This is a genomic window from Heyndrickxia sp. FSL W8-0496 (assembly GCF_038007825.1).
GTDB lineage: Bacteria > Bacillota > Bacilli > Bacillales > Bacillaceae_C > Heyndrickxia > Heyndrickxia oleronia.
Window position 1 is genome coordinate 3,401,706 of the sequence record NZ_JBBOXX010000001.1, and the last position, 26,413, is coordinate 3,428,118.

The 26,413-nt window shown below is 32.8% G+C and carries 25 protein-coding genes; 6 read left to right on the forward strand and 19 right to left on the reverse strand.

Annotated elements, in window-relative coordinates; genetic code table 11:
* Positions 1-3 precede the first annotated feature (3 nt).
* From NST63_RS17085 to NST63_RS17120, 8 genes are all read right to left on the reverse strand, one after another.
* Complete coding sequence (locus NST63_RS17085) at positions 4-789, reverse strand: SDR family oxidoreductase (protein WP_341043046.1); 786 nt, start codon at positions 787-789, stop codon at positions 4-6.
* Between the two features lie 262 nt (positions 790-1,051).
* Positions 1,052-2,770 (reverse strand): phosphoenolpyruvate--protein phosphotransferase, encoded by a 1,719-nt coding sequence (gene ptsP, locus NST63_RS17090; protein ID WP_341043048.1) that lies wholly within the window; start codon positions 2,768-2,770, stop codon positions 1,052-1,054.
* Positions 2,770-3,036 carry a phosphocarrier protein HPr gene (locus NST63_RS17095; RefSeq protein ID WP_058002448.1) on the reverse strand — a complete coding sequence of 89 codons (267 nt, stop codon included), beginning with the start codon at positions 3,034-3,036 and terminating at the stop codon, positions 2,770-2,772. The genes ptsP and NST63_RS17095 overlap by 1 nt, the downstream gene beginning before the upstream one ends.
* 170 nt (positions 3,037-3,206) lie before the next feature.
* Positions 3,207-4,508 carry a hypothetical protein gene (locus NST63_RS17100; RefSeq protein WP_341043050.1) on the reverse strand — a complete coding sequence of 434 codons (1,302 nt, stop codon included), beginning with the start codon at positions 4,506-4,508 and terminating at the stop codon, positions 3,207-3,209.
* Positions 4,475-5,668, reverse strand: a complete 1,194-nt coding sequence (locus tag NST63_RS17105) for a DUF58 domain-containing protein (protein ID WP_212942165.1) — start codon at positions 5,666-5,668, stop codon at positions 4,475-4,477. The genes NST63_RS17100 and NST63_RS17105 overlap by 34 nt, the downstream gene beginning before the upstream one ends.
* Positions 5,668-6,612, reverse strand: a complete 945-nt coding sequence (locus tag NST63_RS17110; protein WP_341043053.1) for an AAA family ATPase — start codon at positions 6,610-6,612, stop codon at positions 5,668-5,670. Before NST63_RS17110 ends, NST63_RS17105 begins: the two co-directional genes overlap by 1 nt.
* A gap of 188 nt (positions 6,613-6,800) precedes the next feature.
* Positions 6,801-6,995, reverse strand: a complete 195-nt coding sequence (locus NST63_RS17115) for a hypothetical protein (RefSeq protein ID WP_212942166.1) — start codon at positions 6,993-6,995, stop codon at positions 6,801-6,803.
* 47 nt (positions 6,996-7,042) lie between these two features.
* Complete coding sequence (locus NST63_RS17120) at positions 7,043-7,600, reverse strand: hypothetical protein (RefSeq protein WP_341043054.1); 558 nt, start codon at positions 7,598-7,600, stop codon at positions 7,043-7,045.
* Between the two features lie 262 nt (positions 7,601-7,862).
* Between NST63_RS17120 and NST63_RS17125 the strand changes: the two genes are divergently transcribed.
* The gene (locus NST63_RS17125) at positions 7,863-8,054 is read left to right on the forward strand and encodes a YkvS family protein (protein WP_212942169.1); all 192 of its coding nucleotides are present in this window, start codon (positions 7,863-7,865) and stop codon (positions 8,052-8,054) included.
* Positions 8,055-8,362: 308 nt separating this feature from the next.
* The gene (locus NST63_RS17130) at positions 8,363-8,974 is read left to right on the forward strand and encodes a CPBP family intramembrane glutamic endopeptidase (protein ID WP_180213062.1); all 612 of its coding nucleotides are present in this window, start codon (positions 8,363-8,365) and stop codon (positions 8,972-8,974) included.
* A 103-nt stretch (positions 8,975-9,077) separates the two neighbouring features.
* Here the strand turns inward: NST63_RS17130 and NST63_RS17135 are convergent, their stop codons facing one another.
* On the reverse strand, positions 9,078-10,124 hold the full coding sequence (locus NST63_RS17135; RefSeq protein WP_341043056.1) for a YkvI family membrane protein: 1,047 nt from the start codon (positions 10,122-10,124) through the stop codon (positions 9,078-9,080).
* Between the two features lie 293 nt (positions 10,125-10,417).
* On the opposite strand from NST63_RS17135, the gene NST63_RS17140 reads away from it, so the two are divergent.
* Positions 10,418-12,559, forward strand: a complete 2,142-nt coding sequence (locus NST63_RS17140) for an ATP-dependent Clp protease ATP-binding subunit (RefSeq protein WP_341043057.1) — start codon at positions 10,418-10,420, stop codon at positions 12,557-12,559.
* 321 nt (positions 12,560-12,880) lie between these two features.
* On the opposite strand, the gene NST63_RS17145 is transcribed toward NST63_RS17140, so the two are convergent.
* Together NST63_RS17145 and NST63_RS17150 are read right to left on the reverse strand one after the other, a co-directional pair.
* Entirely contained in the window at positions 12,881-14,581 is a 1,701-nt protein-coding gene (locus NST63_RS17145) for a M3 family oligoendopeptidase (RefSeq protein ID WP_259545885.1), read from the reverse strand.
* An 86-nt stretch (positions 14,582-14,667) separates the two neighbouring features.
* The gene (locus NST63_RS17150; protein WP_058002438.1) at positions 14,668-15,099 is read right to left on the reverse strand and encodes a MarR family winged helix-turn-helix transcriptional regulator; all 432 of its coding nucleotides are present in this window, start codon (positions 15,097-15,099) and stop codon (positions 14,668-14,670) included.
* Positions 15,100-15,300: 201 nt separating this feature from the next.
* Here NST63_RS17150 and NST63_RS17155 point away from each other — a divergent pair, with 201 nt between their 5' ends.
* Positions 15,301-16,800: an ATP-binding protein gene (locus NST63_RS17155; RefSeq protein ID WP_212942177.1), complete on the forward strand. Its 1,500-nt coding sequence runs from the start codon at positions 15,301-15,303 to the stop codon at positions 16,798-16,800.
* A gap of 98 nt (positions 16,801-16,898) precedes the next feature.
* Here NST63_RS17155 and NST63_RS17160 read toward each other — a convergent pair whose 3' ends face one another.
* Positions 16,899-17,177, reverse strand: a complete 279-nt coding sequence (locus NST63_RS17160) for an aspartyl-phosphate phosphatase Spo0E family protein (RefSeq protein ID WP_212942178.1) — start codon at positions 17,175-17,177, stop codon at positions 16,899-16,901.
* 252 nt (positions 17,178-17,429) lie between these two features.
* Positions 17,430-18,893, reverse strand: a complete 1,464-nt coding sequence (locus tag NST63_RS17165) for a PAS domain-containing sensor histidine kinase (RefSeq protein ID WP_341043062.1) — start codon at positions 18,891-18,893, stop codon at positions 17,430-17,432.
* Positions 18,894-19,239: 346 nt separating this feature from the next.
* On the opposite strand from NST63_RS17165, the gene NST63_RS17170 reads away from it, so the two are divergent.
* Positions 19,240-20,991, forward strand: a complete 1,752-nt coding sequence (locus NST63_RS17170) for a B12-binding domain-containing radical SAM protein (protein WP_212942180.1) — start codon at positions 19,240-19,242, stop codon at positions 20,989-20,991.
* Between the two features lie 24 nt (positions 20,992-21,015).
* Here NST63_RS17170 and NST63_RS17175 read toward each other — a convergent pair whose 3' ends face one another.
* From NST63_RS17175 to NST63_RS17185, 3 genes are all read right to left on the reverse strand, one after another.
* Positions 21,016-21,165 carry a hypothetical protein gene (locus NST63_RS17175; RefSeq protein ID WP_212942182.1) on the reverse strand — a complete coding sequence of 50 codons (150 nt, stop codon included), beginning with the start codon at positions 21,163-21,165 and terminating at the stop codon, positions 21,016-21,018.
* Complete coding sequence (locus NST63_RS17180) at positions 21,165-21,326, reverse strand: hypothetical protein (protein WP_212942183.1); 162 nt, start codon at positions 21,324-21,326, stop codon at positions 21,165-21,167. Before NST63_RS17180 ends, NST63_RS17175 begins: the two co-directional genes overlap by 1 nt.
* A gap of 120 nt (positions 21,327-21,446) precedes the next feature.
* Positions 21,447-22,802 (reverse strand): TrkH family potassium uptake protein, encoded by a 1,356-nt coding sequence (locus tag NST63_RS17185; RefSeq protein ID WP_341043064.1) that lies wholly within the window; start codon positions 22,800-22,802, stop codon positions 21,447-21,449.
* A 196-nt stretch (positions 22,803-22,998) separates the two neighbouring features.
* Between NST63_RS17185 and NST63_RS17190 the strand changes: the two genes are divergently transcribed.
* Positions 22,999-23,199 (forward strand): alpha/beta-type small acid-soluble spore protein, encoded by a 201-nt coding sequence (locus NST63_RS17190; RefSeq protein ID WP_058002432.1) that lies wholly within the window; start codon positions 22,999-23,001, stop codon positions 23,197-23,199.
* 390 nt (positions 23,200-23,589) lie between these two features.
* Here the strand turns inward: NST63_RS17190 and NST63_RS17195 are convergent, their stop codons facing one another.
* From NST63_RS17195 to NST63_RS17205, 3 genes are all read right to left on the reverse strand, one after another.
* Positions 23,590-24,756, reverse strand: a complete 1,167-nt coding sequence (locus NST63_RS17195) for an anti-sigma factor domain-containing protein (protein WP_341043067.1) — start codon at positions 24,754-24,756, stop codon at positions 23,590-23,592.
* Entirely contained in the window at positions 24,756-25,484 is a 729-nt protein-coding gene (sigI, locus tag NST63_RS17200) for an RNA polymerase sigma factor SigI (RefSeq protein ID WP_341043068.1), read from the reverse strand. Before sigI ends, NST63_RS17195 begins: the two co-directional genes overlap by 1 nt.
* A 133-nt stretch (positions 25,485-25,617) precedes the next feature.
* Positions 25,618-26,388, reverse strand: a complete 771-nt coding sequence (locus NST63_RS17205; protein ID WP_212942190.1) for a TerC family protein — start codon at positions 26,386-26,388, stop codon at positions 25,618-25,620.
* Positions 26,389-26,413: the final 25 nt, after the last annotated feature.

Below are 26,413 nucleotides of genomic sequence, written 5' to 3' on the forward strand. Positions count from 1 at the left end.
TCGTTAAATAGATTTAATCTTTCCACCATCTACAAGGAAACTACTTCCTGTTACATAAGAGTTCGCTTCTGAAGCTAAAAATACAACCATATTTGCAAACTCCTCAGGTTCACCATAACGTCCTAATGGAATAGTTTCTTTTTCACTTTCTTCAATTTCTTCAATAGTTAACCCATTTTTCTTTGCGTTTAATTCATCTAAATGTTTCACACGGTCAGTGGCAATTCTTCCAGGTCCAACCGTATTAACAAGAATATTATATTTAGCTAATTCAATTGCTAATGTTTTAGATAGACCTACAATTCCTGTTCTGAATGTGTTGGACAGAATTAACCCTGATATTGGTTCTTTAATAGACGACGAAGCTATATTAATAATTTTTCCACCATTACGTTTCAAGAGTGGTAATGCTCCTCGAATAATACGTATGTAAGATAGTAAATTTAGTTCAAATGATTGTTGCCACTCATCATCTGTCAGATCTTCAAAACTTCCTGCTGGAGGACCGCCAGCATTATTGATTAAAATATCCAATGCTCCATAATCTATTGATAACTTTTGAATCATCGCTTCAATTTGATTTGGTTTTGTAATGTCACAACCAATATAGTCAACTTTCGCATCCCCTAGAGAAGAAAGCTCTTCTTTAACTATTTTTAATTGATCCACATTACGACTTGCAATTAGAACATTTACTCCTTCTTTTACAAAGCCTTTTGCTATTGCCTTTCCCAGGCCTTGACTTGAAGCCATAACTAATGCTGTTTTTCCTTTTAATCCAAGTTCCATCCAACATTCCTCCTTTCTTCTCAGTATAAACCAAGCATACGGAAAATTTCATCTATTTGATTTAATACAGTAAACAGTAATGATTAGATAAGAATTTAAACAAAAAAAGACAGATGATTGAATAATCATCTGCAAGTATAAAAAAAGGGGGAAAAAATGAGAAAGAAATGGTACCTCAAGTTACCAGTATATTAAGTTCCTCGAGATATTTATTTTTACCACCCTTTTAATTGTATTAAACCTTTTTTCTTTTACAAATCAATTACATGGATGTAACTTTTTTTACAGTTTCAATGACCTCATCATTGGTTTGAAATTGTAAAACCTGCTCAGCTAACTTTTCCATATCTGATTTATTCAGTCCACGAATTTGTGAACGAGCTTTTAAGATTGAAGATGCACTCATAGAGAATTCATCTAGCCCAAGACCTAGAAGAATCGGAATAGCAATTTCATCTCCAGCCATCTCACCACACATACCTGTCCATTTACCTTCCTTATGGGAAGCATCAATGACCATTTTAACTAGTCTTAAAATAGTTGGGTTATATGGTTGATATAGATAAGAAACTTGTTCATTCATACGATCTGCAGCCATAGTATACTGAATCAAATCATTTGTACCAATACTAAAGAAATCAACTTCCTTAGCAAATTGATCAGCTAGGACAGCAGTAGAAGGAATTTCAACCATTATACCCACTTCAATTTGGTCTGAAACAGGTATATTTTCGGAAACAAGCTTCTCTTTTTCCTCTAATAAAATTGCTTTTGCTTGGCGGAATTCATTTAAAGTTGCAATCATTGGGAACATAATCTTTAAGTTTCCATAAACACTGGCACGTAATAACGCGCGTAACTGCGTACGGAACATATCTTGTTCTTCTAAGCATAGTCGTATAGCTCTGAAACCAAGGAATGGATTCATTTCCTCTGGTAATTTAAGATAAGGAAGTTTTTTATCGCCACCGATATCCAATGTACGAACAACGACAGACTTACCTTTCATACCTTCTAAGACTTTCTTATAAGATTCAAATTGTTCCTCTTCAGTTGGAAACTGGTCTTTTCCCATATACAAAAATTCTGTACGGTATAAGCCGACAGCTTCCCCGCCATTTTCCACTACACCCTGCAGATCATTTGGTGTACCAATGTTGGCGCCTAGTTCAACATGATGACCATCTTTTGAAACGGTTTTTTCATTCACTAGCTTCGCCCACTCGGCTTTTTGAATTTCAAACTTTTCTTTTTCTTTCTTATATTGCTCCACAATTTCTGGTGTTGGATTAATATGTACTTCACCGTTTAAACCATCAATAATTACAATATCTCCATTATTGATTTTAGCTGTGACTTCCTTCGTTCCAACTACCGCAGGAATTTCAAGAGAACGAGCCATAATAGCAGAGTGCGAAGTACGACCACCAATATTTGTTGTAAATCCTTTAACAAAATCACGATTTAATTGAGCCGTGTCAGAAGGAGTTAAATCTTCAGCGACAACAACTACCTCTTCATTGATTAAGCTAGGATTAGGAATTTTCACATTTAGTAAATGTGCTAATACTCGTTTTCTAACATCACGAATATCTGCAGCACGTTCTCGCATATATTCATTTTCCATTTGTTCAAACATCATAATGAACATATCAGTTGTATCTTTTAATGCACTTTCTGCATTGACTTTTTCATTTTTAATTTTATCTTCTACAGAAGTTAATAGCTCGGGATCATTAAGTACAAGAAGATGGGCATCAAAAATAGCTGCCTTATCTGCACCCAATTTTTTATTAGCATGGTCTCTAATGGTTTCTAGTTCAGAAGTTGATGCAGCAATCGCATCTTTAAAACGAGAGATCTCTTTATCAAGATCATCTATCGTTGATTTAGCAAATGTAAGATCCGGTTCGACTAATCGATACGCTTTTGCAATAGCAATTCCATTTGAAGCTGCTATTCCTTTTAGGATCGTAGACATTACTCAGCTAGACCTTCTTTTTTCAATAATTCTTCTAAGCTGTTTAATGCATCTGCTTCGTCACTACCTTCTGCACTAATAGTAATTTGTGCATCTTTACCAATTCCAAGAGACATGACACCCATGATTGATTTTAAGTTCACTTGTTTTCCGTTATACTCTAATTGGATTTCAGAATCAAATTTACTTGCTGTTTGTACAAGTAATGTAGCTGGACGTGCATGGATACCAGTATCTGCAATAACTTTGAATTGTTTTTGTGCCATTATAAAAACTCCTTTATCCTATTAAATGATTAATGTTTCTCCATATTAAAATAAATGACCTAATTTATTTCGTCAATAATATTTTATATGAACAAACTAGATTTTCCAAGTTAAAAGAATAACACTCCTTTTTCATGATGACAAATCAATTGCTCAATAGTAGTATTACATTATTCTGAAAGGTTATGAATTCCATCATCTTGATTTTTACTTGGCTTTATTTCTTTAAGCTGTGCCTTAATACTTTTGTATTCAGTTAAGAATAATTCTACATCCGTAGCAGAAATTTCTTCCTTCCCGTAACGAACCTTTTCATACATCTCAATCCACTTATTTGTACAATTAATTTCTATTCGAGCAAACCACTCACGTGCAGATTCTGAGGTGTATCGTCCCAACTTTTTCTTTAAAGCAAGTCTCTCCAAATCATTTACACTTTTTCTAATTTGATGTGATGATTTTGAATAATTAGGATTAATTAATACCTCTGATGATGGATTATCGTCTTTTTTAAATAATTTTCTAATGGTTAACTCCTTTCCATCATTCCTCTCTTCATTAGACATTTGAAAACGGCGGAACTTAATGAATGCCCAAATCGAGAAGATGGCAAAAGCTATGAATATGATTATGTAAAAATTACTTCCATCAGGTACTATTCTTTCAATGACACTTTTCCCTTGTTCTATTGGGGTTTCTTCGGACTGATTTTCAGCTGCGATTTTATCGACTCCCGTATTTACTCTATCCTTAAAGAAATTAAAAAATACTGATAAAAAAGGGCCAAGTACAACCATTAAGCCCTTAAAAATAAAGGATATAAGAGAAAGCAAACCTATTCTAATTGGCCCACTTATAAGTGTCAAAACAATTGCAGCTCCAAGTGGGATCAAGAGTACAAATATAGCGATAAGAAATATTTGTGGTGCCTTTTTATACTTAACTTGTAAATAATTTTTAATAAACGTTCCATAACTTAATAAAAAAAGTTGGAATAAAATAAGTAATAACAAAGTATCATTTTGTACAAATTTTAATGAAATTCCAATGCCATACATGGCTACACCGACCAGGATCGTTATTAATAGCAATCCATTTCGATTATCAAAATATTCATCATCAAAATCCTCTGGCAATAATTTATAAAGCCGCCATTGACTAAAGATAACCATGATGATTATTCCCCATAATGGGATTCCGATGATTAGTGAAGCAATAATCATAATTGGTATAGAAATGATATAGTAAAGTTTTTGAACTCTTTGTTTATTACCTCCTGATAGTATGATAGTAACTACTAGTGATCCAATCATAATGATTAAAAACACCCAACTGATTGTATGGACATAATTATTTAAACGAACAGGAAATAAAAAGATTGCTAATAAGATTGCCTCACTAATGAATATTTTTAAAATTCCCCAAATCCAAAACCAATTTATCCGCTTCTTTTGCATGGCACCTGACTCCATTCTTTCATTACTCCTTGTCCATTGACATTTTCCAATTCAAAAATGGTGGATTTTTTCATTTTTAAAGACAATAAAACATTGTTACTGGCAGTATTTTGATTACCAATATAGATAACAATTGGGACTAAAGAATCTCTTTTTTCGATATCCTTTAACATTAAATGTGGTGGAAAAGGAAAGGAGTGGATAGAAAGCATAGAAAGTATTTCAAATGCTTTTTGTCTCTGAATTCTTCCTTCACCTTCAGAAAGAAAAAAATAAGGAATGTCACCATGGGTGCGTATATTTATAGCAACTGCAAAAGGGATGTTTTCCTTTACTGCATGTTCAATTAAAAAAGCTGTATAACTAATTAATTCTTCCAAATCACGATTAATGGAATGTCCTTCTGAGATATTCAAAATAAATAGCCAATGCCTAGCTCCTGAATGTGGGAATACCTTTGTTTGTAGCTGCTGCATTCTTGCTGTTGCTTTCCAGTGAATATGCTGAAAGGAATCTCCTTTAATATACTCCCGGGTTCCAATCGGTTGGAGTGGATCAAAAAATAGCGAATTCCGGACATCCTGATAACCATGAAATAAGACAGAAGGTTCTTTGAGTGTATGGACTATCTTTCTACTGGGATAAACTAATTTTTTCTTTTTAATAATACCGTCATAATTCAAAATGATGGCCCCACTTCCAAATAAATGGTTGACCTTTATTTCAAATTTATAAATATGGGAGATACCTCTTTTTACCGCTGAAAAAGGAATTCTCACCTCGACCAGTTCATTCGTCCATGCTTTGAAGGGTATGGAAATTTCTAAAAAAGACCGATTTTTTACATATGGATAAGCGGTCGGTTCAATACAATCATCAAAGGCAATATTTATGCTTCCTTTTACAATAGGAACCCCTTTATTTTTAAATGTAAATAGCCATGCTCCTTCATCACCTATATTCATTCTTGTAATTTCTTTATCATTTTCTAAATGTAAATCTCGTCCAAGCAAAGAAATATAAGCATGATGAATAAATAAGAGAATCACTGCGGTTAATAGGATAAAAAGTAGCCATTTATCCCCAAATAAAAAGGTTAATATTATAAGAATGATTAATACTGATCGTGTAATAGTTAAATTTCGGCTAATTAATACCTCTTTTCTCCATTCCATTACACCACTCCTGACTCAACTGGAGCTGGAACTTCTTTCATAATCTTTTCGAAGATATCATCAATTGTATTTGTTAACGAAGCTTCAATGGATAAATACAAACGATGCTTTAACACGTATGGTGCTACTTGTTTCACATCATCTGGTGTTACAAACTCACGACCATGAATAAATGCATGTCCTTGACTCGCTTTTAGCAAGGCAAGTGCTGCCCTCGGGCTAGCCCCATGTTCAATAGCAGGATGCTGTCGAGTTTCTCTAATAATTAACAAGATGAATTTTTCGACATCTTCATTTACAAGAATGTTTTTTACATTCTTTCTAAGTTCTACAAACTCCTCTCTTGTTAAAATTGTCTTTACTTGTGTTAAAGGCTCATTACTTTGAAATCTTCTAAGAATATCCCTTTCTTCTTGATATGTAGGATAGCTCATCGAAATTTTCATTAAAAAACGATCTAACTGTGCAGCCGGGAGCGGAAAGGTTCCTTGTTGAGATTCTACAGGGTTCTGTGTAGCAATGACCATAAATGGCTCATCTATAATAATTGTTTCACCATCGATAGTGACTTGCCGCTCCTCCATTACCTCTAACAAACTAGACTGGGTTCTTGGAGTTGCCCGGTTAATTTCATCAGCTAAAAGAATGTTCGTTTTAACTGGACCAATACGTAATTCAAATTCTTGACTTTTAGGATTAAAAAACTGAATGCCCGTTACATCTGTAGGTAATACATCTGGTGTAAACTGAATTCGTTTGAACTCTCCGTCCAAAGATTTAGCAAATGTTTTAGCTAGGAGTGTTTTTCCTGTGCCTGGTACACTTTCTAGTAATATATGCCCTCCTTGCAAGAGAGCAATAGTTAATAATTCGATATCTTTTTCTCTACCAACCATTACTTTAGATACTTCTTGTTTTAAAAAGTTAATTTTCTCCTTCAACATAAGTCCCCCTATTATCTGTATAACACAAATATACTAAATTTTTAAAAATAAGTAAAAGTAGTAGCGTATACGCTTACAGGGGGATGATCTTCAATCAGTTTTTATTTGTTAAACATTTCCTTAATAGTAATAATATTTGAGAAAAGAGCCTATAAGAAAAAAAAGAAGATACTTCACATAGTATCTTCTTAACTCCTAGCAACTTCCAAGTATTTATAGATTACATGACCGTTTCTTTGGGCAATCCCACGAAAGTGTTTAAAGTCTTCTTGTTCTACTAAAATCTTCCGAAAATCATAGAAATCTTTATTATCAATATATAACTCTGTTAATTCGCCTTTACGTAATTGATCAATTGAAGCATTGATTTCTTCTTCCGTCAACTATCTCACCTCAATACAAGTTTAACAAAATATCTAAGAAAATTATATCATTCCTCATCTACATCAACCAATTTCCCACCATGGGGAGCAACATAATCCCTGAGCATGTTTTTCATGTTTGCAGAAAAGCCATTAAAAGGAATTTTATATGTACTTCCATCAACCAAATTCAATTGAATTCTCAGTGGAGAGTTTTCATTTGCTTTATACACGTATTGAATCTCCTCAATTTGATCCCAGGGAATAAAAGAATGCTTTCCTAAAGAGGAGAATTCATTCATTGTAAACCCATCCTTTTGCATATAGAAATATTCATCAACTGATAAAATCAAAAAGGTGACACTAATTAAACACAAAAAAATCGCTATTAATCTTAACATCCATTTTTTGAAAATCAATAGTATAGAAGCTAATCCTAGAAGGAGAAATGCGATCATTCCAAACATATAAAATTCTGTTCCCATTCCAAAATTCAAGACATCTCCAGATGAAAATAAAATAATTTTCAACGGGACAATGATAACTCCAGGTAAAAAGAATGCAGAGATAAAAAATAAAATAGCAATACAAATAAAAAAGTAACGAATTTTATCATTATTGATCATATATCCCCCTCCTAAGGACCATATATATTCTTCATTTTTTTCATTTAACATGGTTCCTTTAATTTAACTTTACTATAATTATAGAAAAATTAACATAATTACCCTTTGTTTACATTTTTCGAAAAATCCAAAAAACACTGTAACCGTATCACTTTATCTATTTATTCATTATACTTGAAACTTTTCATAAAATGGTGCAAACTGTAAATGAGATGATTGAAAATTTATAATTCATAATTTAATATGAACGGGGGACGTCAGAGTGAAAATAGCCGATGTAGGGAATGTGATTGAATTTAAAGACGGTTTACGTGGCGTTGTTGAAAAAGTAAATGAGAATTCAGTAATTGTTGATTTAACATATATGGATAATTATCGCGAACTTGAATTAGAGGAAAAAACGGTCGTTAATCATAAAAACTACACCATCATCAAGGAATCTATAAATGCATAAAAACGAAAAAATTGGCTAGATTTAGCCAATTTTTTTGTGGAATGAAGGAATTTGACGGACTTCACCCCGATTACTAGTTAAAGCTTTACATAAGCAACAACCATGTTTGCAAAAAAGTAACTACATGGAAAGAGCCTTACTTTCATATGACATTTTATTCATTCAAACAATGGACATTACATTTATAGCTTGTTTTTGATAAAATGTGTACATTGAAGTATTCTTATATAGAAAAGAACTATTTAATGGAGATTTATCCAAATCCCATGGTAGTCATGTATTGTTATGTCGAGGGGAGTTTCTAGCATATGAAGCAAAGCGCAACAGATATAAGGCTTATAATAGGTATATTGTTAGCGCATATCTTATTATTTCTTACTTTTAACGACCGTTCAATTTTTTGGTACATATATACAGCCACCTCTTTACTATTAATTAGCTATTCAATCGTCAGTGATAAATCACATGATGAACAATCAAATGGGAAATATTTATTTCTCGGTATATTATCTGGAGTCGTATTGTATCTTGTGTTTTGGATTGGTGATTGGTTATTTTCACTCTTATCCTCTTATCTAGACAAACAAATAGGAAAGACTTATAAACTACTTTCACCCAAATATATATGGCATTATTTTGTGCTTGTATTCGTTTTGGCTCCTGGAGAAGAAATATTCTGGAGAGGCTTTGTCCAAAAAAGACTAATGTACCATATTCAAGGATGGTTACCAGTCCTTATAACAGCAATTTTAAATGCCTCTATTTTCATCTATTCAGAAAACATTATTTTAATCATAGCTGCATTGGTCGGTGGTATTTTTTGGGGTTCACTTTATTTGTGGAGAAAAAACATTCCACTTTTGGTCGTATCTCATGTCATATTTGATTTATTATTAATCATTGTCCTTCCACTCCACTAATATGGGCTGCAGATAAAAAGATTGTCATATACGTATCATTTCACATGTATCCTACTATAATTGTGAAGTAATGACACTTATCTTTTTATCTGACAGCCTCATTTCATGCTTTCGTAAACTTATTTTCTCTTCGCATCCAAAGTAAAAAGATAAAAATTAAGCTAATATTTCCAAATAACGGGTACAATAATGCTAAAAGTGTTCCATAATGCACCTTACTGATTAATGTAACAACAGCAATAATAATCATATAAATCCATAACGATTTAATAGATAAATATTGCTGGATCTGCTGTCCAAGGCCATAAACATTTCCAATTATAGAGGTAAATATTTCTCCATAAATAATAGCAACATAGATATAATAAATACTTCCAAAAGTATTTTGGACAATAATAGCCATTGGAATTTCAAATTCAGCCACATTAGGTAAAGTAATGAGTGTAAAATGACTAGATAATAGGATTAGTGTTAATAAAACTCCGCCTATAATACCACCTATCCGAACTACCTTTTTATCATTCACCTCACTAGCAATTGGTACTAATACAGCTTGAGCGAGGATTAAATTTAATGCAGCATAAGAAAAAGGAGAAAGTAATAATCTCCAACCATCTTCTACTTTAGGAATCATTAACACTGATTCAAAAAAATTTGGAGTTAAGATTGATTTTGACATGACGATAAAATTAAAAATAATCATCATCGGCACAACAAAAGTATTAACAGCAAATACGCCTTTTGTACCAATTAACATGATAAAAATCGTTAAAAAAATCGTAAAATAGATACCAATATTTTTACTTATACCTAAATGTTCTTGAAACACCGCACCTGCTCCAGAAAACATTACCCCGCATACTCCAAGTAACATCATCATCATAAATACATTCATAAACTTTGAAATGGTTCTACCAAATAAATACTCATTAAATTCTTCATATGATTTGGCTCTCAAATCAATGGCTATCAACATCATTTTTGTACCTAATGCGATAAATAGGTAGCCCGCTAATAATATTGAAATAATTCCAATAACCCCATAACGTGTAAAAAACTCTACGATTTCTTTTCCTGTTGCAAATCCCGCTCCAATCACTGTTCCAACATATACAGCAGCCACTTGTAAACCACCAATATATTTCTTCATCTATAATCCCCTCGCAATTAAGTCGCACTACTAAACCATATGTACAAGCATATTCAATTACGACAAGAAAATATTTTTTTGCAATCAACACTTTAAACTCTTATAACTTTTTTATTTAGTCAAAAAAGGTCAAAAAAATATTTACAAATTTTAATAATGGGTGTATGATAATTCCATAAGGTCAAAGATAGTCAAAATCAAATAACCTTATTTTCTTTTTATCTAATTAGTCAAAGATAGTCAAAATCAACTATTATAACAATTGCATTGCTATTTCAAGGAGGAATGCTATTATGAAATGTCAAAATTGTAATGATCGAAATGCTAATGTTCAACTAAGAGTAAATATAAATGGGCAAACTCAGGAGCTACAATTATGTTCCGAATGCTATAAGAAAGAATTTGCGATGAATCATTCACCATTTGGTGGTTTTCCTTCAATGAATGATTTTGAGCATTTATTTAAAGGGTATAGTCAAGGTGGATCATTGTCAGCGAATAATCAGGGGTTTAAACAACAAACTCAAAGTCAGGGCGGCAATGGTCATAATGGCTTTTTAGATCAATTCGGACGCAATTTAACGAGCATAGCAAAAACAGGATTAATTGATCCGGTAATTGGTCGTGAAGAAGAAATCAACCGAGTGATCGAAATATTAAACCGCCGGAATAAAAACAATCCAGTTTTAATTGGTGAACCAGGTGTAGGTAAAACTGCTATAGCAGAAGGACTTGCATTGAAAATTGTTGAAAAGGATGTACCAGCTAAACTAAGAAATAAAGAAGTCTACTTGCTTGACGTTGCCTCATTGGTTGCAAATACAGGAATTCGGGGACAATTTGAAGAAAGAATGAAACAACTCATCACTGAATTACAAAATCGTAAAAATGTTCTTTTATTCATTGATGAAATTCATTTACTAGTTGGTGCAGGTTCTGCAGAAGGTTCCATGGACGCAGGAAATATTTTAAAACCAGCATTAGCAAGAGGTGAACTTCAAGTAATTGGAGCAACGACATTAAAAGAATATCGCCAAATCGAAAAAGATGCAGCTCTAGAAAGACGCTTCCAACCTGTCCAAGTAAATGAACCTACAATTGAACAATCTATTAATATTTTAAATGGATTGAAAGAAAAGTATGAGAAATATCACCAAGTAAGTTACTCAGATGAAGCACTCAAAGCTTGTGTCCTTTTATCTAATCGATATATTCAAGATCGCTACCTACCAGATAAAGCAATCGATCTAATGGATGAAGCTGGCTCAAAATTAAACTTAACATTAGTGACTGGCAATGAGGAGGAACTTAAGCAACGCCTTACAGAAATTGAGCAAGAGAAACAAACTGCATTAGCCAAAGAAGATTATGAAACGGCTGCAACATTGCGTGATGAAGAAGAAAAATTAGAGCAAATGCTGCAAACTGAAAATACACATAGTCAGCCTATAGTCGACATTACTCATATTCAAACAATTATTGAAAAGAAAACTGGTATACCCGTTGGTAAATTGCAAGAAAATGAGCAACAAAAAATGAAAAATATCGAGGAAAACTTAGCCAAAAAAGTAATCGGTCAAGATGAAGCGGTTAAAAAGGTAGCTAAAGCGATCCGTCGCGGACGTGCAGGATTAAAATCAAAGACTCGTCCAATCGGTTCCTTCCTCTTCGTAGGTCCAACTGGGGTCGGTAAAACCGAACTTACAAAAACATTGGCAGAAGAATTATTTGGTACAAAGGATGCATTGATTCGACTCGACATGAGTGAGTATATGGAGAAGCATAGTGTGTCTAAATTAATCGGCTCTCCACCAGGATATGTTGGCCATGAAGAAGCAGGACAATTAACTGAAAAAGTTCGTAGAAATCCATATAGTATCATATTATTAGATGAGATTGAAAAAGCACATCCAGATGTGCAGCATATGTTTCTACAAATATTGGAGGACGGTCGTCTAACAGATAGTCAAGGACGTACAGTCAGCTTCAAGGATACAGTTATTATTATGACTAGTAATGCAGGAATCGGTATTAAAGAAATTCATGTTGGCTTTGACCAAAGCAATGCTATTAAGGAAACAAGTATACTTGATTCACTCGGCAGCTTTTTCAAGCCAGAATTTCTGAATCGATTTGATAATATTATTGAATTTCAGTCATTAGATAAAGTACATCTATTGGAAATCGTTGATTTAATGCTCAAAGAATTGAATGAAACGCTATCTGAGCAACAAATCACACTTGAGGTAACAAATGAAGTAAAAGAAAAACTTGCAGAGTTAGGTTACCATCCAGCATTCGGCGCAAGACCTTTACGCCGAGTAATTCAAGAACAATTAGAGGACCGTATTGCTGACTTTATATTAGATCATGTAGAGCAAAAAGAATTAATCGCAACGATCGTCGATAATCATATTCATGTTGAATCAAAATAATCTCACAAAAAGGAGAAAAGCGTCTATGCTTTTCTCCTTTTTTATAATGGCTCTTTTCTCAAACATTGTTGCTATTTAAATAAAATTATAACTATTAAATATCGACTGATATTCGCTACACGTATCAAATTACTGAGAAAGAGCTGCAAACTCCCTAAGAACCGCTAGAATCCTTTATTGGGAGTAAAAGCCGGCAGTTGGGCTTTTACAAAAGCAACAAACGATACGAAAACAGCCTTTATAATAAATTTTGCTACTTTATACAAATACTCCAAGTCCCTACTTGTTGAAACATTAAACAAGCATAACAAAATTTTTCACTTATAACTTTTTATCGTCTACTTGATCAAGCCATGTTTGGATTGTTCCTATCACGGACTGAACACAACCCTCTTCAAATGGGGAAATAAGGTTCGCTTCTTTTACTAGCTCTGTAAAAGATTTACTTCCACCTTGTTTACATAAATGAATATAGTCTTTCCATGCCTCTTCATGATTTTCTTGTGATTTTTTCCAGAATTGAAACGCACAAATTTGCGCTAGTGTATAGTCAATATAATAAAATGGTGATTCATAAATATGACCTTGTCTTTGCCAAAGTCCACCATTCTCTAAATAATCGAAACCATCATAATCACGATGTGGTAGGTACTTCTCTTCGATTTGTTTCCAAGCTTGCTTTCTTTCAGCAGGGGTAGCTTCAGGATTTTCATACACAAAGTGCTGGAATTCATCAACGGCTACACCATATGGTAAGAAGATTAATGCACTACTCAAATGGGCAAATTTATACTTATCTGTATCCTCTTTGAAGAATAATTCCATCCATGGATAAGTGAAAAATTCCATACTCATTGAATGAATTTCACATGCTTCATGTGTCGGCCAATTGTATTCAGGTATTTCAAAATGACGGCTAGAATAAACTTGGAAGGCATGCCCGGCTTCATGAGTTAACACGTCAATATCCCCAGATGTACCATTAAAGTTTGAAAAAATGTATGGTGCTTTATAGTTTTCAATATAAGTACAATATCCGCCACTTGCTTTCCCTTTCTTTGCTACTAGATCCATAAGATGATTATCATTCATAAATGTGAAGAATTCATCTGTTTCTTTTGATAGCTCAGAATACATTTTCTTCCCATTATCAATAATCCATTCAGGCGAACCTTTAGGTACAGCATTTCCAGATAAAAATTGATAACCTTCATCATAAAATTTTAAAGAATCTACACCAATTCTCTCTTTTTGTCGTTTTCTTAGTTCAGTTGCAAGCGGGACAATATATTCCTTCACTTGTTCACGGAACTTCGCTACCATTTCAGCATTATAATCAATACGTGACATTCTGTAATAGCCTAACTCAACGAAATTCTTAAATCCTAATTTCTTGGCGATTTCAGTACGTACCTTCACTAATTCATCATAAATACGGTCGAATTCTTCCGCGTTTTCAACAAAGAACCCAAATTTCGCTTCAATAGCTCTCTTCCTCATATCTCGGTCCTTAGATTCTGTAAAAGGATCAATTTGAGCAAGTGTCCTCTCTTCCCCTTCAAACATAATTTTTGCAGAGGCTATAAGCTTCGTATATTCAGATGACAGCTTATTTTCCTTTTGAGCCAACGGTATAATTTCAGGAGAGAAGGTTTTTAATTGTCCTTCCGCTAAATCAAAGAGCTGCTTCCCCCATTTTTTTTCTAGTTCATCACGAAAATGAGACGATGTTAATGCCTGATAATATTCCGATCTCAAACCCTCGATATGCGGCATGATTTCATCCATATAATCGTTTTCGTTTTTATAAAACTCATCTTCGGTATCAATCGTATGGCGAATATAACATAGATTAAACATAGTACCTAACTCATTAATAATATTATTGATGTTCTTCATCGCTAAGCTTTGTTCTTCCACATTTTCGGCCAGTTTGAATTTTTCAAGATCTGCTCGGAACGCAACCTCCACTTTCTCTATTTCTGGTCTTGTATATGCATAATCTTCAAACTTTACTGTCATAACACACACCCCACATTCAATATTCAAGCCTTTATTTATTCGCCATAACTCATATAAATTCCTCTAAAAAAATAAAAAAAGTATTTCTAATTTGAAATACTTTTTCCGAGTTTTTTTAAAGTATCTATGACCATTTCTTTTTCTGTATCATTTAATACTGACATGATTTGATGAATCCGCTCTTGGTGTTCTGGAAATATCGATTCCATAAATTGCTTTCCTTTTTCTGTTATATGTGCGAATGTTACCCTTCTATCATCTGGACTTGCTACTCGTTCAATATACTCTTTTTTTTCTAACTTATCGACAACATAAGTGATACTGCCACTAGCAAGAAGAATTTTATCACCTATTTGTTGTAAGGGTTGGTCCCCTTTATGATAGAGTAATTCAAGAACCGCGAATTCTGTCGGATTCAAGCCATTTTGTTGAATAAAGGCATTTGTGAATTCATTTACTGCCCGATACGCCCTTGATAATACAATAAATAATTTCAAAGACTGTTGAATATTATCCATAAGATCATTTCCTTCTACAAAATTATAGTCATTATAGGCAAGAGATGGATTCTTGTCAATACTATCTTATAGAACCTATCAGGGTTTTACCTATCATATAAGAATAAAGTATAATGATATCAGTGAGTCAAATGATTAATATTCTTTTGCAGAGTTTTATTATATGATTAATAAATCACATTTTTAATAGAGGGTCTTTCAATGAAAAATAAACGCAAAAAATTCGCTATCTATCTTAGTATTGTACTTGCTCCAGCGATATTGTTCACCACTCTTTACGGGATATATAGCTATAAAATGAATGATAAAAAATCATATAGACATGCTGAGCGCGATGCATCCATCTATCAGAGGCAGATGGATCAAGTAATTGGAGAAACAATTAAGAGTATCGAAGTATTGGCTATAACCTTTGAATCTAATTTTACCAATACCAATGATGTAAAAACAGCATTAAAAAAGGTCAGTGAAAAAGATCCACGATATGGCGGAATTTACTTCTTGGATAAAAAAGGAAATGTGATTACTGGAACTAATGATTATTTAAAACAATACAGTTTACAAAATAAAAACTATTTGAATACGATGGAATTAACTCATCAAACAGTTGTCTCCGATCAAGTAGAAACACTGTCAAATAATCAAAAAGTCGTTGCTATTGTCACTCCTGTTGTAAAAAATAATGACATTCAAGCTATCATCGTTGCACATATACGTATTGATTATATCGCTAATATAATACAAATGCTTTCACCAAATACATTCGTCCAATTTGAGAGCACAACTGGTATTCCGATATTTTCTACAAATAGTAATTTAGTATTGGACCAAAAAAAAGGGATTGTAAGGACTTCGCTTGAGAAAGTACCTTGGAGAATTGCCATAGTTCCAAACACTCCAAAGATAAATCCAGTTTTTAATCATACTTTTATTTTCTTTCTAATTATCACCACGATTATCCATGGTTTATATCTGTTTTTACATTCTATTACAATTAAACGACAGGCTGCACGGGAACGGATGCAAAATGAAACACAAAAATTAGAGCTAGTTGGGACGCTTGCTGCAAGTACTGCTCATGAAATAAGAAATCCTCTTACTGGGATTAAAGGACTTTTTCAATTATTATCCGAAAAATATAAGGATCCAAAGGATCAATTTTATTTTTCTATTGTGAATAAAGAAATTGATCGGATCAATGAGATTGTAAACGAATTTCTCATCCTTGGAAAACCTACTATCCAAAAAATGGAGGAAATCCATTTGGATCAGGTAATAAATGATTTAAATCCACTAATCTACTCAGAATCCAACTTATTTAATGTTCATTACTCCTACAGAATCAATTCAGAGAAAATGATTGTATTAGCAACAATGGATCAACTTAAACAAGTAATCTTAAATATTACTAAAAATGCGCTGGAATCTATGTCGGTCGGGGGGCAGTTAATGATCAATCTGGATAAAAACGAAGAGAATGTTGTCCTTTCAATCCGCGACAATGGGAATGGAATTTCAGAAGAGGATTTAAAAAAAATCTTCACTCCTTTTTTTACTTCAAAAGAAAATGGGACAGGATTGGGATTAGTAGTATGTAAAAGAATAATAGAATCATTTAATGGAACCATCGAAATTAAAAGTAAAATAAATAAAGGAACGGAAGTAATCATTACACTTCCTCTACAAAAAGGGGTTGTCTGATAGCCATCAGACAACCCCTTTTTATGATGAAAATAGAAACAAAAAATATATATTTATCTAAGAATGTTGGACAGTGATGATAGATATAGTGATAGTTTTTATATAGCCTTTAATATCTGATATTTTTTGATCTTCCAATTGCTCTTTTTCAACTGGCTTCTATATATGTGAAATGACACTTCCCTGATAACGTTTGGTTTTTCAGCTTGATGTTGGAATAAATAATGATATTCATTTAGGAGCTCGTCCAATTCCTGACTACAAGTGATGGTTTTTTCATTTGTTAAACCATAACGTTTTCCGAGATAGATCATTTGATCCCTTTTTTGTTGTATTTCTTTTAAAAATCTTTTTCTATTTTTGGTATCACTATACACTTTACATTCTCCTTCGATTATTTTCCTAGGTATCTATATCAACTTGATTCCCTTGTGAATTATCGCAGGTATTTCCATAAATGTAAATAGATTCGCAAAATTAGACATTCTTTTTAATAATCAATAATCATTCAACAAATATTGCTAGTACTTTTCGACATAAACATATTATTTTCTTAATCATTCAACATTCATATTCTTCTATAAGAAAAACAAAGGGGATGCCTAAAAAGAAAAGGGTCTGTCCGCTTGTTAGACATTCCCTTTAGAAATGGGTAAATATATATGAAAGGTTGAGCCGACACCGACCTCACTTTCGACATGAATCCTACCTTTATGATCTTTAATAATTTTGAAGCTTACCATTAATCCTAGGCCTGTTCCCCTTTCCTTGGTTGTATAAAATGGTTCACCTAATTTATTTATTTTATCCTTCGGGATCCCTTCGCCTTCATCCTGAATAATTACATGCATTTCTTCCTCATTTTCTCTTTTAATTTGGATACGAATATTTCCCCCATCTTGCATTACTTCTATTGCATTTTTAATAATATTTATAAATACTTGTTTCATTTGGTTTGGTTCACAGAAAATTTGGGGCAATGCGGATTCGTGGACAAATTCAAATTGAATATTATGCATAAGAGCTTGTCCATGTAATAAATCTAATGTATCCATCATTATTTTTTGAAGATCATGGAATTGAAATTGAATTGCTTGTGGTTTTGCTAGAACAAGAAATTCCGTAATAGTAGATTCAATTCGTTTTAATTCCGATGTAATCACTTTGAAATATAATGAATGATCTTCTTTTATACTAGATTCAAGTAATTGGATAAACCCCTTTAGTGCAGTCATTGGATTTCGTATTTCATGGGCAATCCCTGCTGCTAATTCCCCTACAACCATTAATGTATCAGATTTTTGTAATTGTTCCTGCAAGGCCTTTCTCTCAGTTACATCTCTGATTACTGTCAAATTTAAATTGGATGCTAAATTGCGTTTAGAACTAATCTCTAAAAATTTATTTATTCCTAAATGTTTGATAGATAGAATAGAATCTGATGTTCCATTAATCGGCAATTCTTCTAGGTGCTTTTTCATTTCTTTATAAATAGTGGGGTAATGACGATAAATTTCTCTAAAATCCTTACCTATAATCTTATTTTTCTCTATACCGAGTATTTCTGCTGCAATTGGATTCATATCAACTACATGAAAATTCTTATTCCATAGTAACATCCCATCCAGTGAACCTTCAAAAATATTCCGAAATCTTTCCTCACTGTCTCGTAAATTTTGTTCCATTTGATATCGGTAGCTGCTATTTCGGAAAATAGTCATATTATACCCATCAACGAAACTCATTTTCGATGTGAATTCTAGATATTTAAATTGTCCATTAGGCATAAGAAACAACATTTCATCCCTTATCGACTCATTTTCATTGAATCTCTGAAGGATACTTTCTTGTTGATCATTGTTATAAATAAATTCCCATAGCTTTCGTTTTAAAAATTCTTCCGAAGTACATTCAAAAATATTTAAAGCGGATTGGTTTGCCATTAATATACTGCCATCTTGACCCCAGAATACAATGCCATCGATGGCTTCTTCAAATAAACTTTTAAAAAGCTCGGCATTTTTCTTTAATTTAAATCCCTTTTGGCGAGCAATTCGATATTTGCTTTTTAATTCAACTTGCTCATTTGTCACCACATTCCCCCCCTAAACTTCAAGGTATTGCTGTTATATTGTATAATAAGTTCTTATTAAAGTAATCCATATCAAAAGTACTAAATAAGACTATCGCTATTTAGAATCATTCTATACAAAGTAATTTCGCTAATAGACTAAAAAATCCTGCATATGAAATTTAATGTTTAACTTGTTTTCTAAAATAATATAGTTGCTTTTAAAAAATTGCCGCCTAAATAGCAGCAAATGTTTGAGAAAAGGGATCAATACAAATATTGAGGTTTTGCTCATCCTTCGATACAATATGTAAGTATTCTAGAAGCAATTCATCACTGCTATCTGAAAGCTGAGGTTATCAAATAATATGAAAATTATCGCAAGTACACTGAATGCAAAATATATTCATACAAATTTAGCGATTCGTTATTTAAAGGCAGCTGCGGCGCCTGAATATAATGTCGAACTCGCAGAATATACGATTAAAGATCCTGTAATGAATATTGTTTCTGATTTATTTACAAAAAAACCAGATGTTATAGGATTTAGCTGTTATATTTGGAATATCGAGGAAACTATTCGAGTCATTCAAATGCTAAAAAAAATCATGCCAGAATTAACGATTATTCTTGGGGGACCAGAGGTTACATACGATACAGTTTACTGGCTACAACGATTACCCGAGATTGATATCATTGTAATGGGGGAAGGAGAAGAAACCTTTAAACATCTACTTTCAGAGATTCAAAGGGACAAAGATTTTTCCAGTGTTCCTGGAATCGGCTATATGGAAAATGGAAAAGTGAAAATCAATCCACAAAGGAATAAAATTGATTTACGTGAACTTCCTTCACCATATCGCTTTGAAGAGGATCTTCCTCATCTTTCAAAAAGAGTCATTTATATTGAAACTAGTAGAGGTTGTCCGTTTAATTGTCAATTCTGTCTCTCCTCTATTGAAGTTGGTGTCCGATATTTTAATCGAGAAAAAATCAAGGATGATATTCGTTTTTTAATGGATCATGGGGCAAGAACGATTAAATTTGTAGATCGTACCTTCAATATTAGTCGAAGCTATGCAATGGAAATGTTCCAATTTTTAATTGATGAGCATAAACCTGGAACTGTCTTTCAATTTGAAATTACTGGAGATATTATGCGTCCAGAAGTCATTCAATTTTTAAATGATAATGCTCCTAAAGGACTTTTCCGTTTTGAAATTGGTGTTCAATCAACCAATGATTTAACTAATGAATTGGTTAAGCGCAGGCAGAATTTTGAAAAACTTACAAGAACAGTAACAATGGTTAAAGACGGAGGAAAAATTGATCAGCATTTAGATCTTATAGCCGGATTACCAGAAGAAGATTATCAATCCTTTAGAAAAACCTTCAATGATGTTTTTGCCTTACGTCCAGAGGAACTACAACTTGGATTTTTAAAAATGCTACGTGGTACAGGGTTGAGGCTTCGTGCGAAAGAACATCAATATATTTTCATGGATCATGCACCATATGAAATATTAGGAAATAACATTCTTTCATTTGATGATATTGTTCGCATTAAACAGGTAGAAGATGTTCTTGAAAAATATTGGAATGATCATCGAATGGATCAAACAATTGAGTATCTCGTATCAAATATTTTCGAAACACCATTTGACTTTTTCCAAGAATTTGGAGCCTACTGGGAAGAAAAAGGCTGGAGTAGAATTGGTCACCAATTAGAGGATTTATTTAAAAGACTTCAATCATTTTTAAGAACCATTCCACAAGCAAGCCAACAGATTAATACCATTGAGGGATTAATGAAATATGATTATTTACATAATCAGCGTTATAAGCCGAGAAAACCTTGGTGGAGCTACGAGGTGGATAAAGCTGAACGTAATAAAGTATATAAGGCGATCGTCGAAAAACCTGATATATTAGATAAAAATCTTAGATCAATGAACTTGTCTGAAAAAGATTTGCTGAAACATACAATTGTTGAAAAAGTTCCTTTTTCACTAGATATTTATCTAAATTCCGGTGAGATCACCCAAGCAACAGATAGTTATATGGTTGTCTATTATGAACCGAAATCAGGACAATCCTCAATTTATTCATTATGCATTTAAGTATAATTTAAAAAGAAAGCCAAGCTAAGTGTTGGCTTTCTTTTCTTTATTTTTTTCTTGATGCTTTTCTTTTTGTTCTTGTTTATATGTTAAATCATAGAACTTAATCGCATTTAGATCTCCGAATTCAACACCAAACTCTTCATTTGCTTGAACCCTTTTATTTTTAGCCATTAATTTTTCCCTTTTCGTCCCTTTTTAGAGTTTCTATTAGCATGTTTCATTGTTTCTTCACCGCTTGCGAATTCTGCGGAAAACTCTGACTCAGCTAGGTTTCGTTTCGGTGTCTGATTATGCTTACCAGCTGCATTTACCTCTGCTTTTCGTTTAGCCATTTTATTACCCCTTTTTGTATTAGAATGACTTCGATTTTAGTTTTACCAAAAGGAACGATAATAAACAAAACTCTTTCCTCCATATACTTGAGTACCTAATATAACTAAACTTTGCACCCTTTAACCAATAATTAGTCTTTCCTTTGGATAATGATAATTATTGGATTGATCTCTTCCTCCCATTAAGTACATAAGGGAAACAAGTCCTACTCGACCAATAAACATCAGGACAATTAATAAGCATTTACCAAAAATAGTCAAATCTGGCGTAATGCCCAATGATGCTCCTGTTGTACCGAAAGCTGAGCATACCTCGAATATTAAAGAAAGTAAACTTTGGTCTTCAGAAATAGAGAGCAAAATTACAGATACTACACAAATAAATGAAGCGATAACGAAAACAGCTAATGCTTTAAGAACATCCATTTCATGAATTTCTCTTTTAAAAATTTTAATATTTCTATTTCCTTTAGCAAAGTGGATAAAAAATAAGACGATAATCGCAAAGGTTGTTGTTCGTATTCCACCACCTACTGAACTAGGTGAAGCACCTATGAACATTAATCCAGCCATTATAAGGAGTGTTGGCGTAGAAAATTCATTTATATCCACCGTCACTAGCCCTGCACTTCTTGTTGTGTTAGATTGGAAAGTTGTGTAAAAAAACGCATCATACCATTCTTTCCCTTTTAGGAATAGATCCTTTTCAATTAAAAATATCGCAATGGTTCCAAACACTAATAGTATCGCATAGGTAGATGTTGTAATTTTTGTAAATAAAGAAAAATGAAATTTCACTGCAGTTTTCTTTCGAAACAAAAATTCTTTTAATTCCATTAATACAGGAAAACCGATCGCTCCTAAAGTGATCAGAATCATATTAATAAACTGTACAAAGTAATCCTGGGCAAATGGGATTAGTGATTGTCCTGTCAAATCAAATCCTGCATTCGTTGTCGCACTAATGGACGAAAATAATCCATGGAGATAGGCCTCTTGCCAATTAGGATAATAACGTAAAAAGTATGTACCTAAAATTAATGCTCCACATAATTCAATCAAGATGATTAATAATAATATCATTTTTAGCATTTTTACCAAACCAGCTAAATTCATCTGATTTTGATCAGTCATAATTAGCTTCCTTTGCTTTAAACCAATTTTCTTACCTAAAAGAAGCCAAAAAAATGTAGTGATCGACATAATGCCAATTCCACCTACTTGAAGAATTAGCATCAAAATAACAATCCCACTAGTACTAAAGGTTTCTGAAATATTTATCGTTGATAATCCAGTGACACTAACTGCACTTGCGGCAACAAATATAGTATCAATCAAAGGAATACGCACACCTGGCTTAAGCGCTAATGGTAGACTAAGAAAAAAAGTTGAAACAGATACCGTTAAAAAGTAATAATATACGATTAATTGAAACGGTGTTAATTTTTTTATTTTTGTTTTTAAATAACTTTTCATAGAAAAATCCTTTCAAGCTTATATCAAAAAAACTATTCATATTATCTTCTCCCTCTAATATATAGAATTACCCTCAATAATTAAAGTCGTTTCCAAAAAGAATTATAAATGAACCAATTTACCATTCATGAATTTCAAGGATTTCAACCATAATACAAATACAGCTATTTACAACATATGAAAGGGGTATTTAACAATGGCAAGAAGTAGTAATAAACTATTAGTACCAGGAGTAGAACAATATTTAGATCAAGTGAAATATGAAATAGCACAAGAATTCGGAGTAAATCTTGGTTCAGATACAGTTTCACGTGCAAATGGTTCTGTAGGAGGAGAAATTACTAAAAGATTAGTAAAACAAGCTCAGAGCCAACTATCTGGAAATCAAAATCAATAAGGACTTGCTTGTTGCTAAGCATTAGACAGAGCATACAACCTTATACTGAGTTTTTCTAAAAAGGGAGTCCTCCACTCCATAAAATTGGATACTTTATTTCATTAGGCTACTAGGGCATGAGTTTGGTTTTGAATTGGACTCATGCCTTTAATACTTCCTTAATTTGTTTATGATTATAGTAATGCTTTTGTAAAGCCCTTTGAAAAAGCTTTTTATCCATAATACTCAAATTTTCTTACCCATTATTGAACATACTCTTATGAACTCCCAGGTCATTTGTAAGAGTTGAACAACCTGTACTACCTTTAATTTTTTCTCGATGATAAAATTACGCCAAAAAAAAAAAGCACCTCCAAATTCTAGAATCTCTAAAATTTTCGGTGCAGTTCATCAGGGCTCTTTATGGTTTTCTTTATGATTTTCTTTATGGTTTTCTTTATGGTTTTCTTTATGGTTTTCTTTATGGTTGTTTCCTCTATTGCTGTTGTCCCAACCATTATGTTTACCGTTCCCCCACCTATTAGCATTTTGATTCCGTTTAGAATTTATTCCATTATTATTTTTAGAATTAGGGGCTACATTTTTGACATTAGGTGAAGGATTTTCATGTTTATTGAATTGCTTTGGTGTAGAAGGCACAACTTTCCTATCTCGCTCTTTTATATGCGACCAATTTTGTACATTTCTATTCTCATTATGTATATGTACTTTTGTATTCGTTTCTTTCTGTGTTTCTTTTTTTATCTCTTTTTCAATACGCTCTTGCTTCCACTTCTTCTCGTCATCTTTCCTCATTCGTTGGACTGGTTTTATCCTCATATCCTTTTGATCGAATGGTTCGCTTTGTTTTTCGATTTTAATATTGGATATACTTGTTTTATGATTTGAATCAGCTGAACGATCTTGTTTTACTTCTTTTTTACCTTTATTTTCTTCAGAAATAAATTTTCCCGCTGATATCCCTTTTTTTTGTGCAGAAGCTCTTTCCTTCATTGATCCTTTAATTACCTTGATATTAGCTTCTTTCTTTTGAACATCATGTTGGATCTTTTGTACTTCCTTTTCAATTTGCTGCTGATTTTTTTCGTCTTTTGAAATTGAAGCAATAACGATGTTCTTTTCTGAGTTTAGTGAATCATATTGATTAATTAACTTAGTAGCAACAGGAGTAAATAATTGATTCTTCTCAATTTGAATAGTTGATAATAATTTCTCACCAGCTGAATTATAGGCATGGGTACCTATAATATGTAAATTTTCATCTAAAACAAATTCTATACTTGAATCCATATCCATGGTTACATAAGCAAAAGCTTGATCCTTTTTCAAAGGATTTATAATTAAAAAGCATATAAAAAGGATAGCAGCAACACTAGATGATAAGGACCATAACGTGAATTTTTTACGATTTGCTTTAGATTCCTCATATGGATAAAAAAAGATTTCTTCCCCAACTTCCAAAGGAGTTCCATTATTCTTTCCCTTTACAAACTCACCTTCAGGGGTCAGCATGACTAAATACTGACGTTTTATTTCTAATACGACTCCTTTTTTCATTACGTTAACCGTCCTTTTAAATACTCCTTTAAATAAACAAAATCAGAAGACATGATTAAGACTATGGCAATTATATACTTTCGATTGCGTTCCAGAGTTTTACGACTAACCTTCACTTTTTTCTCTAATAATTTTATTGGTAGACGTTTTTTTTCTTTTAAATAAGCAAAAAGCTTTTCATCTTCAACTAAGGTTTTTGCAACAGAAATTGCACTTTCTCTTGCATCCTCATGTTTTGGAGAATGAGTGACTAAATCGCGAAAATTCAACCCGTAGGATTGTAACACTATTTCAAGTCGTAAAATCTCTTCTTTACGTTTTTCATTATCCAGTGAACGATTATACTCTTCAATTGAAAGAGTGTCCTCATATGCAGAAGATGAGGAATCCTCATCTGAGTTGCGATCTAACCTTAAATCTTTATACTTATTTGTGCTTCTTAAATAATCAATGACTCTTCTTTTTATAATCACTTCTGCAAAGGCTAATAACGAAGAGCCTTTAGATGTATCAAATTTAAGAATGGCATCGTGGAATGCGATTAGGCCAATGCTAAATTCATCGTCACTATTACTTATATAATGTTTACATACGGAGGAAACTGTCTTTTTTATAAATGGTTGATAATCTTGAAGAAGTTGGTTTAACAAATCTTCATCCCCATTTTGGATCGAAAAAGCCATTTCCTCCAATGTCTTTTTCTTTTCTTTCACTAAAAAGCCACGCATCAACTCACCTCATCCTGCAACATATTATAGCATGGACAAGGGGCATCTTTAGTTTTCTATCTAATTACAAAATTATTTCATCATATATAATTTCGGTGGGGATAAGCAAATTTTTGAGGGTATCTGTAATTTTTTAAGCGATTCTCCGTAATTTATTTGCTTTTTTTCGTGATACTAAATAGCCGCTTATAGCAATAGAAAGAAGTACACCCCAGAAAATTACCTTCCATAAAAATGATTCAGGAAAATGCTCTTCGATAACATGAATACTTGGATGGGCAAGTGTAAAAACAACTAATTTTACCCCTACCCAGCCGACAATGAGAAATGCAGATGTTTCGAGGCTAGGATATTTTTTTAATAAATTGACAAACCATTTTGCCGCAAATCGAATAATGACTAATCCTATGATCCCTCCAAAAAGCATCACTAAAAATTGGCCGCCATCAATCCCGCCCATTTTAAACCAACCAGTAGGTTTCAAAGTAACTGCTAGGGCAACGGCTGCTAACATGGAATCAACTGCAAACGCAATATCTGCCATCTCCACTTTTAAAACAGTCATCCAAAAGGAAGATCCTTTGTTATCCTTTACCTTATCCCCTTTTTTAAATTTGTGTTTTGACTGTTTCAATAAATGATGTACTGAAATATAAAGTAGATAGGCAGCACCAATAGCCTGAATTTGCCATACATTAACTAAAAAGGAAATAAGAAATAGAGCGCCAAATCTAAATACAAATGCTCCTACTAATCCATAGAATAAAGCTTTCTTCTGTTTTTCTTCAGGTAAATGCTTCACCATCACTGCCATAACAACTGCATTATCTGCAGCCAATATTCCTTCTAAACCAACTAAAATCAATAAGACCCAACCATACTCAAGTACTATTGAAATGTCCATATAAGAATTCTCCTCCTCTGTTTCT

Excerpts from the sequence above, each read along its gene's own strand:
- NST63_RS17110 (WP_341043053.1), bottom strand. The coding sequence starts at position 6,612 with ATGTTGAAGGAGAAAATTAACTTTTTAAAACAAGAAGTATCTAAAGTA.
- sigI (WP_341043068.1), bottom strand. The coding sequence starts at position 25,484 with ATGCGTGGCTTTTTAGTGAAAGAAAAGAAAAAGACATTGGAGGAAATG.
- NST63_RS17140 (WP_341043057.1), top strand. The coding sequence starts at position 10,418 with ATGAAATGTCAAAATTGTAATGATCGAAATGCTAATGTTCAACTAAGA.
- NST63_RS17205 (WP_212942190.1), bottom strand. The coding sequence starts at position 26,388 with ATGGACATTTCAATAGTACTTGAGTATGGTTGGGTCTTATTGATTTTA.
- NST63_RS17145 (WP_259545885.1), bottom strand. The coding sequence starts at position 14,581 with ATGACAGTAAAGTTTGAAGATTATGCATATACAAGACCAGAAATAGAG.
- NST63_RS17185 (WP_341043064.1), bottom strand. The coding sequence starts at position 22,802 with ATGAAAAGTTATTTAAAAACAAAAATAAAAAAATTAACACCGTTTCAA.
- NST63_RS17190 (WP_058002432.1), top strand. The coding sequence starts at position 22,999 with ATGGCAAGAAGTAGTAATAAACTATTAGTACCAGGAGTAGAACAATAT.
- NST63_RS17180 (WP_212942183.1), bottom strand. The coding sequence starts at position 21,326 with ATGGCTAAACGAAAAGCAGAGGTAAATGCAGCTGGTAAGCATAATCAG.
- NST63_RS17085 (WP_341043046.1), bottom strand. The coding sequence starts at position 789 with ATGGAACTTGGATTAAAAGGAAAAACAGCATTAGTTATGGCTTCAAGT.
- NST63_RS17155 (WP_212942177.1), top strand. The coding sequence starts at position 15,301 with ATGAAAAATAAACGCAAAAAATTCGCTATCTATCTTAGTATTGTACTT.
- NST63_RS17130 (WP_180213062.1), top strand. The coding sequence starts at position 8,363 with ATGAAGCAAAGCGCAACAGATATAAGGCTTATAATAGGTATATTGTTA.
- NST63_RS17105 (WP_212942165.1), bottom strand. The coding sequence starts at position 5,668 with ATGGAATGGAGAAAAGAGGTATTAATTAGCCGAAATTTAACTATTACA.
- NST63_RS17120 (WP_341043054.1), bottom strand. The coding sequence starts at position 7,600 with ATGATCAATAATGATAAAATTCGTTACTTTTTTATTTGTATTGCTATT.
- NST63_RS17135 (WP_341043056.1), bottom strand. The coding sequence starts at position 10,124 with ATGAAGAAATATATTGGTGGTTTACAAGTGGCTGCTGTATATGTTGGA.
- NST63_RS17195 (WP_341043067.1), bottom strand. The coding sequence starts at position 24,756 with ATGAAAAAAGGAGTCGTATTAGAAATAAAACGTCAGTATTTAGTCATG.
- NST63_RS17175 (WP_212942182.1), bottom strand. The coding sequence starts at position 21,165 with ATGGCTAAAAATAAAAGGGTTCAAGCAAATGAAGAGTTTGGTGTTGAA.
- NST63_RS17095 (WP_058002448.1), bottom strand. The coding sequence starts at position 3,036 with ATGGCACAAAAACAATTCAAAGTTATTGCAGATACTGGTATCCATGCA.
- NST63_RS17170 (WP_212942180.1), top strand. The coding sequence starts at position 19,240 with ATGAAAATTATCGCAAGTACACTGAATGCAAAATATATTCATACAAAT.
- ptsP (WP_341043048.1), bottom strand. The coding sequence starts at position 2,770 with ATGTCTACGATCCTAAAAGGAATAGCAGCTTCAAATGGAATTGCTATT.
- NST63_RS17100 (WP_341043050.1), bottom strand. The coding sequence starts at position 4,508 with ATGGAGTCAGGTGCCATGCAAAAGAAGCGGATAAATTGGTTTTGGATT.
- NST63_RS17150 (WP_058002438.1), bottom strand. The coding sequence starts at position 15,099 with ATGGATAATATTCAACAGTCTTTGAAATTATTTATTGTATTATCAAGG.